Source organism: Actinomycetota bacterium (assembly GCA_013152275.1).
In the GTDB taxonomy this organism is placed as follows: Bacteria; Actinomycetota; Acidimicrobiia; order Spongiisociales; family UBA4744; genus BMS3Bbin01.
The window spans coordinates 102,637-108,827 of sequence record JAADGS010000090.1 but is presented as its reverse complement, the minus strand read 5'-3'; the positions used below and the strand labels follow the sequence as shown (position 1 = coordinate 108,827).

The following is a 6,191-nucleotide window of genomic DNA, read 5'->3' as shown; positions in this document are numbered from 1 at the left end:
GTGCAGCCTGCGTCGTAGTTTTGGGTGATCTCGGTGGGGGTGAGGGCTTTGTCGTAGAGGGCGACGAGGCAGAAGGTGCCGAGCCAGGGGCGATCTTGGGTGAACTCGTTGGCGAGGGCGAGACCATAGTTCGGGTCCCAGTTGGAGAAGTCTCCTGCCACGGTCCCGGTGGCGGTGAGGGTGCCGTCGAGGTAGACGGCGGCCGGACGCGTCGCGGGTGTAGACGACGTGAACCAACCGGTTGGGCAGTGTCGCGGTGTCGGTGCGGATGGCCGGCTGACCGCTGGCATCGGTGCTCGTGGTACGCAGGCGCGCCTCGATACGGTCCCCGGTGGTGCTCCACACACCCTGACCCAAGGTCATGTTGCGGTTGTAGAGGTCGAGGGAGATCGTCACGATGCGTGCCGGACCGTTCTGGGTGAGGTTCGCAGGGTCGACCCAGGCTTCGACCGTGATCTCGTTGGAGGCCTGCACGGCATTGATGATCTTGGTGGCCGCCCCCGGCGAGGAGATGATGGTGGCTGCATCGACGGTGAGTCCGTCCGGTCCCCAGGTCACACCGCCCGGATCCTGAATGTCCAGATCGAGGGCCGTCCCGAAGCCGGACGTGTCACCCACCGACGACCCGGACCCTTCCCCAAACTCATACAAAGCGACAAGACCATCAGCCACCCTCGGGGAGGCCGAGGCACTGAGGATGGGGGGACCGAGGAGGGCGAGGAGCGAAGCAACGAGAGAGAAGGCGACGAGGAGGATCAGGGTGCGTCGGCCACCGGAGAGAAAGGCTGCCGGCCGTTCGCTGACCCGGCGGCCTCCGGCGCGGTGCCGGCCCACGGTGCGACTCACGGTGCCGTTCCGTGATGGCGGCGCGACGCGCCAAAGCCGGTGTGTGTGACGGTGCTCATACGGGCCTCCCGAGCCCTCGTAATCCGTTCCCCCGACGGTCTAGCCAGAAACATAGTCGGTTCCATTGATACGTGCGCCGCGGATTCGACCCACTCGCGCAGAGCGGCCGGACGGCGTGATGCTGTTGCGGATCGAGAGACGTCTGAGAACACATCTGCGAACGCGTCGACGCGGCACAAGTGGCTTCTCGAGTTCCGAGGCAGTCATTGGGAGTTGAGGGCGTTCACGGTCGTTGAGTCGAAGTGCAGATGGCTCAGGTCCACAAGGTTGGCCGTCGTTGGCCAGGACCGTGCATCGGCCCATCGGCGAACAGGCATGTTTCTTCGGTTGCCCTGCTGTAAACGGGGGAGCGGCCCTCGGTGGCGAGAACGGCCGCTCAGGCCCATCCGCCGTCACCTGCTGCCCGGGTTGCCCGTCTCGAGATCGTCCGGGTATTGCAGAATCCCCTTTGTCGTTCAGGGTTCCCGCGATCGGCCCATCGTTCGGGCATGTGTGTGCGAGGCTCGGGTTGGCAGCCACTCCCGAGTGCCAAACCTCTCAGGTCTCGGACCGTGATGGTCGATAAAGGGCCATAGTGAGAAGTCGAGGCGGTTCAGGGCACGCGGGGAAGAGGCGTCTTCCCGGCTGGCGTCCGGCGATTGTGGTCTTCATGGTGGTGGCCGTCCTTTCGTTGGTCGCCACCGTTGTGACTCAACAGCTCGTGGAGCGTCAGATCGAGGCCCGGTTGGCGTTGAACGGTGAAGCGCTCGTCGCCTCGATCCAGGAAGGTGTCGAGGATGTCGAACACTACCTGGCAGCTCTCGGAGGGTTGTTCCAAGCCAGCCAGGACGTGACTGCCGACGAGTACCGACGGTTCACCTCCAACATGGGGTTGCAGGCCGGGATGGCGGGAATAGCCTATATGCCGATTCTGCATGGGGCAGATCTCGGGGCATTCGAGGAGCGGATGGCGGCGAGGGTTCCTGGCTACCGGGTGTTCGAGATCGATGCCGAGGGGAACCGGGTTCCGGTGCAATCCCGGAACGTGTACTTCCCGATCCAGTACTTTGAGCCGTCCGACGCCCTCGGGCGTCCTCAGGGTCTCGATGCAGGGTCGCCTCCCGGGCGACTTCCGTACCTGATGGAGGCGTACACGAGTGGGAGAACCGTCGCCACACCGCTCGTGCCGTTGGCGACGACCGGCCAAGAAGCGTTCATCGTTTACAAGCCGGTCGTGGGTATGTCGGGAAGGGTCGAAGCGCTGGTCGCCAGCCCGGTTGTGCTTGCCGATCTGATGTCGGATTGGGTACCGGGCGGCCTCGCCGACGTGCTCGAGTGGACGGTACGCGACATCACCGATCAGGTGCCGAACCTCACAGGGTCGGATTCGCCCGATCTGCACCTCCAACTACTGCCTCCCTTGAGGGAAGGTATGGTCCACACCGATACGATTCAGGTGGCCAGTCGCATCTGGCAAATCGACGCGACACCCGCGGCCGGCTCACCCCTCCTGGCCGACCGCTACGAGGCCCGTTGGATTCTGCTCGCCGGCCTCGCGATCGCCATGATGGCCGCCGCCGCCGTCTACGCGTTCTCGCACAGATCCGAGGCGATGCGCCAGGTGGAGGCGCTGACCGAGGTACTCGACGCCAAGGACCAGTTCATCGCCAGTGTGTCCCACGAGCTGCGCACCCCCCTCACCGGTGTGTTGGGTTTCGCCGAAGTTCTGCGTGACCAGGCGGCGAGACTCTCCCCCGACGAGCGGGCCGAGATGGCTGCGGCCATAGCCGATGAGGCGTCTGACCTGGCAGCGATCATCGATGACCTTCTCGTGATGGGGAGGGCGGAGCACGGAACGCTCACGGTGGTCGCGGTGCCGGTCGATCTACGAGCCCAGGCCACGCAGGTCCTCGAAGCGCTCAACCTGGCCGGCGAGATTCCCGTCGAGGCCACTCGCCCTGACGCTCGTGCGGTGGCCGACCCGGGGCGAGTTCGCCAGATCATCCGCAATCTCGTCACCAACGCCGTTGCCTACGGCGGCCCCAATATCAGAGTGGTCATCGAGCCGGTCGGCGGAATGCTCGCCGTCAAGGTCATCGACGACGGAGCCGGGATACCGCCCGAACACTCGGAGAAGATCTTCCAGCCGTACTATCACTCTCACGCCACTGCAGGCAGACCGGACTCGATCGGACTCGGCCTGAGCGTCTCCCGGATGCTGGCACAGCGCATGGGTGGCGATCTTTCTCACCGGCTTGTCGACGGCGAGACCATCTTCCAGCTCACCCTGCCCGTGACGGCACCGCAACGCGACGATCCGAATCCCGCCGTCACCGCGCGTGCTCCGATGATTCGCAAGCCACGAGATCGATCTGCCTCTGCGCGGCCACGAACCTATCAGTCGTGAGCCTTCCGCCGGTCCCACCACCCTCGTTTTCGTGACGTCTCGACGGGATTATTCCCGCGAAGCGTCACGAGAACGGGTCAGGAGTAGTCGTAGAAGCCCTTTCCGCTCTTCTTGCCGAGCAGGCCTGCCTCGACCATCCGTACCAGCAACGGTGGAGCTGCAAACGAGGGGTTCTTGAACTCCTCGTAGAGCACGTCCGCAACGTACTTCGTCGTATCGAGACCCACGAAGTCGGTGAGGGTCAGCGGGCCCATCGGGTGACGAAGGCCTTCGACCACACCGGTATCGATCTCTTCGGCCGTGGCGAGGCCCGACTCGACCATGCGGATGGCGTTGAGCAGCATCGGGATAAGCAGCGCATTGACGATGAACCCCGCCTGGTCCTTGGCGTGGATGACTTTCTTGCCCAGCACATCCCCGGCGAACGCGTCGGCTCCGGCAATGGTCTCCTTGGAGGTCAGAATCGAAGGGGTCACCTCGACGAGTTGCATCACCGGGACCGGGTTGAAGAAATGGATGCCGATCACCGACTCGGGTCGCTTGGTGGCCCGACCGAGTCGCGCAATCGGAATCGACGACGTGTTCGATGCCAGGATCGCGTCGGTCGCCTCGACGATCTCGTCCAGCGACGAGAAGATGCCCAGTTTTGTGGGCTCGTGTTCGGTGGCGGCCTCGATCACGATCTGTCGATCGTGCATGTCTGCCAGATCGGTAGTGAACCGGATCCTGGCCAGGACGGTATCTCGGTCCGCCGCCTCCAACTTGCCTCGCTCGACCGCTCTGTCCAGTGAGCGCTCGATGCGGGCACGACCCTTCGTGATGAGTTCGTCGCTGACCTCCGATATGACCACGTCGAGGTCTGCGCGGGCACACGCTTCCGCGATCCCGGATCCCATCAGCCCTGAACCGACGATCCCAACCTTCATGTCCTGTCCTCCTCCGTGACGTTTCCGACATTGTCGCAGGAAGTTGAGGGCCGATCATCCCTTCTCGTGACGCTCGGAAGGGATTATTCCCGTGAAGCGTCACGAGAACGGGAATCAACGTGCCAGGCGACCGCCTGTCCGGTCTGCACCTTCCACAAGGATGCGTAGAGCCCATCGATCGAGAGAAGGTCATCGTGCGAACCGTCCTCCACGACCTGCCCATGGTCGAGGAGAAAGATCCGGTCGGCGTGGCGGATCGTCGAGAGCCGATGAGCGATCGCGATCGTCGTACGGTTCCGTGTGATCAACTCGAGAGATCGCTGGATGGCCGCCTCCGTCTCATTGTCGACCGACGACGTCGCCTCGTCGAGGATGAGGATCGGCGGGTCGGCCAGGACGGCTCTGGCAATCGAGATCCGCTGACGCTGGCCACCAGACAGCTTCTGCCCGCGCTCACCGACGATCGATTCGTACCCGTCGGGGAGTTCGAGGATGAAACCATGGGCTTCCGCGATCCTGGCGGCTGCGACGATCTCATCGAATGTCGCATCCGGTTTCCCATAAGCGATGTTCTCGCGCACCGTGCCGTGGAACAGGTACACATCTTGGCTGACCAAGCCTATGGCCTGGCGCAAGGACGTCAGGGAGAGCTCGCGAATCTCGTGGCCTTCGATGCGGATCGAACCTCCGGTGACGTCGTAGAACCTGAGGAGGAGCTTGACGAGTGTCGTCTTGCCCGATCCGGTTGCACCGACGATCGCGGTCGTACGGCCGGCGGGGATCGTGATGCTCAAATCGTCGATGACCGGGAATCCGGGGTTGTAGGAGAACTCGACGTGGTCGAACTCGATGTGGCTCTCGGTCAACCCCGGCGGCAGCGACATCGGGCCATCGACGATCGACGCCCGACTGTCGAGAAGGTCGAGGATTCGGTTCGTGGATGCCATCGCTCTCTGGTAGAGGTCGAAGGTTTGTCCGAGACGGGTGAGGGGCCAGAGCAGTCGCTGGGTCAGGAACACCATCACGCTGTAGGCACCCACCTGGATTCCGCCTTGCAGGGTGAGGAAGCCGCCTGCGATCAGCGTGGCGGTGAACCCGACGAGGATGACGATCCGGATCAGAGGGGAGAACGCGGAGCTGAGCTTGATCGCCCGCTGGTTGGCCTCCTGATAACGGCGGCTGGCTTCGGCGATGCGTTCCTCCTCGCGCGTTTCTGCGGTGAAGCTCTTGATCGTGGTGATCCCGGTGAGATTGTTGGAGAGCTGCTGGTTGATCATCCCCGCGTATTCGCGCACCTCCGCGTACCGTGGTGCGATGCGTTGCTGGAATCGGAACGACCCCCAGAGGATGAACGGTATCGGCAGAAAGGCCATCCAGGCGACGGTCGGGGCGAGGGCGAAGAACATCGCGCCGATGAGAACCACCGTCGTGAGTACCTGGAGCATGTCGTTTGCACCGCCATCGAGGAACCGTTCCAGTTGGTTGACGTCGTTGTTGAGGATCGCCATGAGGCCGCCTGTCGAGTGGTCTTCGAAGTAGGCGAGGTCCAGTTTCTGCACATGCGCGTATCCGTCGACACGCAGGTCGTGCTGGATGGCTTGAGCGAGGTTGCGCCAGGTGACGGCATACGCGTACTCGAAAGCAGATTCGAGTGCCCAGATCACGAAGGTCAAGATCGCCAGCACGACCAACTGTTCCCGGGTGTCTGAGAAGCCGAATCGGGAGAGGAAGGAATCCTGACGTCGAACCACGACATCGATGGCCACACCGATCAGGACGGGAGGAGCGAGGTCGAATGCCTTGTTCAGGATCGAGAACACCGTCGCTGCGACGATGCGCGATCGGTGAGCAACGGCGTAGCGCCAAAGGCGTGTCAGCGGGCGATGATCGGCGGGATCTGTCATCGTCAGGACACTACTGCCTGGCCGGGGCCGCGATCCGGCTTGGCGGACGCGTCAGGAGCGGCGCGAAGT

General features: G+C 63.4%; 4 protein-coding genes. 1 reads left to right on the top strand and 3 read right to left on the bottom strand.

Annotated features, from left to right (window positions below):
• Nucleotides 1-846 (bottom strand): LamG domain-containing protein (locus tag GXP34_14100; protein ID NOY57098.1); only part of this gene is annotated, 846 nt, incomplete at its 3' end.
• A gap of 709 nt (nt 847-1,555) precedes the next feature.
• On the opposite strand from GXP34_14100, the gene GXP34_14095 reads away from it, so the two are divergent.
• Nucleotides 1,556-3,292 (top strand): hypothetical protein, encoded by a 1,737-nt coding sequence (locus GXP34_14095; protein ID NOY57097.1) that lies wholly within the window; start codon nt 1,556-1,558, stop codon nt 3,290-3,292.
• A gap of 77 nt (nt 3,293-3,369) precedes the next feature.
• On the opposite strand, the gene GXP34_14090 is transcribed toward GXP34_14095, so the two are convergent.
• Both GXP34_14090 and GXP34_14085 read right to left on the bottom strand, forming a co-directional pair.
• Nucleotides 3,370-4,218, bottom strand: coding sequence for a 3-hydroxybutyryl-CoA dehydrogenase (locus GXP34_14090; protein ID NOY57096.1), 849 nt, complete (start codon nt 4,216-4,218; stop codon nt 3,370-3,372).
• Nucleotides 4,219-4,301: 83 nt separating this feature from the next.
• Nucleotides 4,302-6,122, bottom strand: coding sequence for an ABC transporter ATP-binding protein (locus tag GXP34_14085; GenBank protein NOY57095.1), 1,821 nt, complete (start codon nt 6,120-6,122; stop codon nt 4,302-4,304).
• Between the last annotated feature and the right edge of the window lie 69 nt (nt 6,123-6,191).

What these genes read in the sequence shown, in the direction of transcription:
- GXP34_14095 (NOY57097.1), top strand. Translation starts at nt 1,556, where the DNA reads ATGGTGGTGGCCGTCCTTTCGTTGGTCGCCACCGTTGTGACTCAACAG.
- GXP34_14090 (NOY57096.1), bottom strand. Translation starts at nt 4,218, where the DNA reads ATGAAGGTTGGGATCGTCGGTTCAGGGCTGATGGGATCCGGGATCGCG.
- GXP34_14085 (NOY57095.1), bottom strand. Translation starts at nt 6,122, where the DNA reads ATGACAGATCCCGCCGATCATCGCCCGCTGACACGCCTTTGGCGCTAC.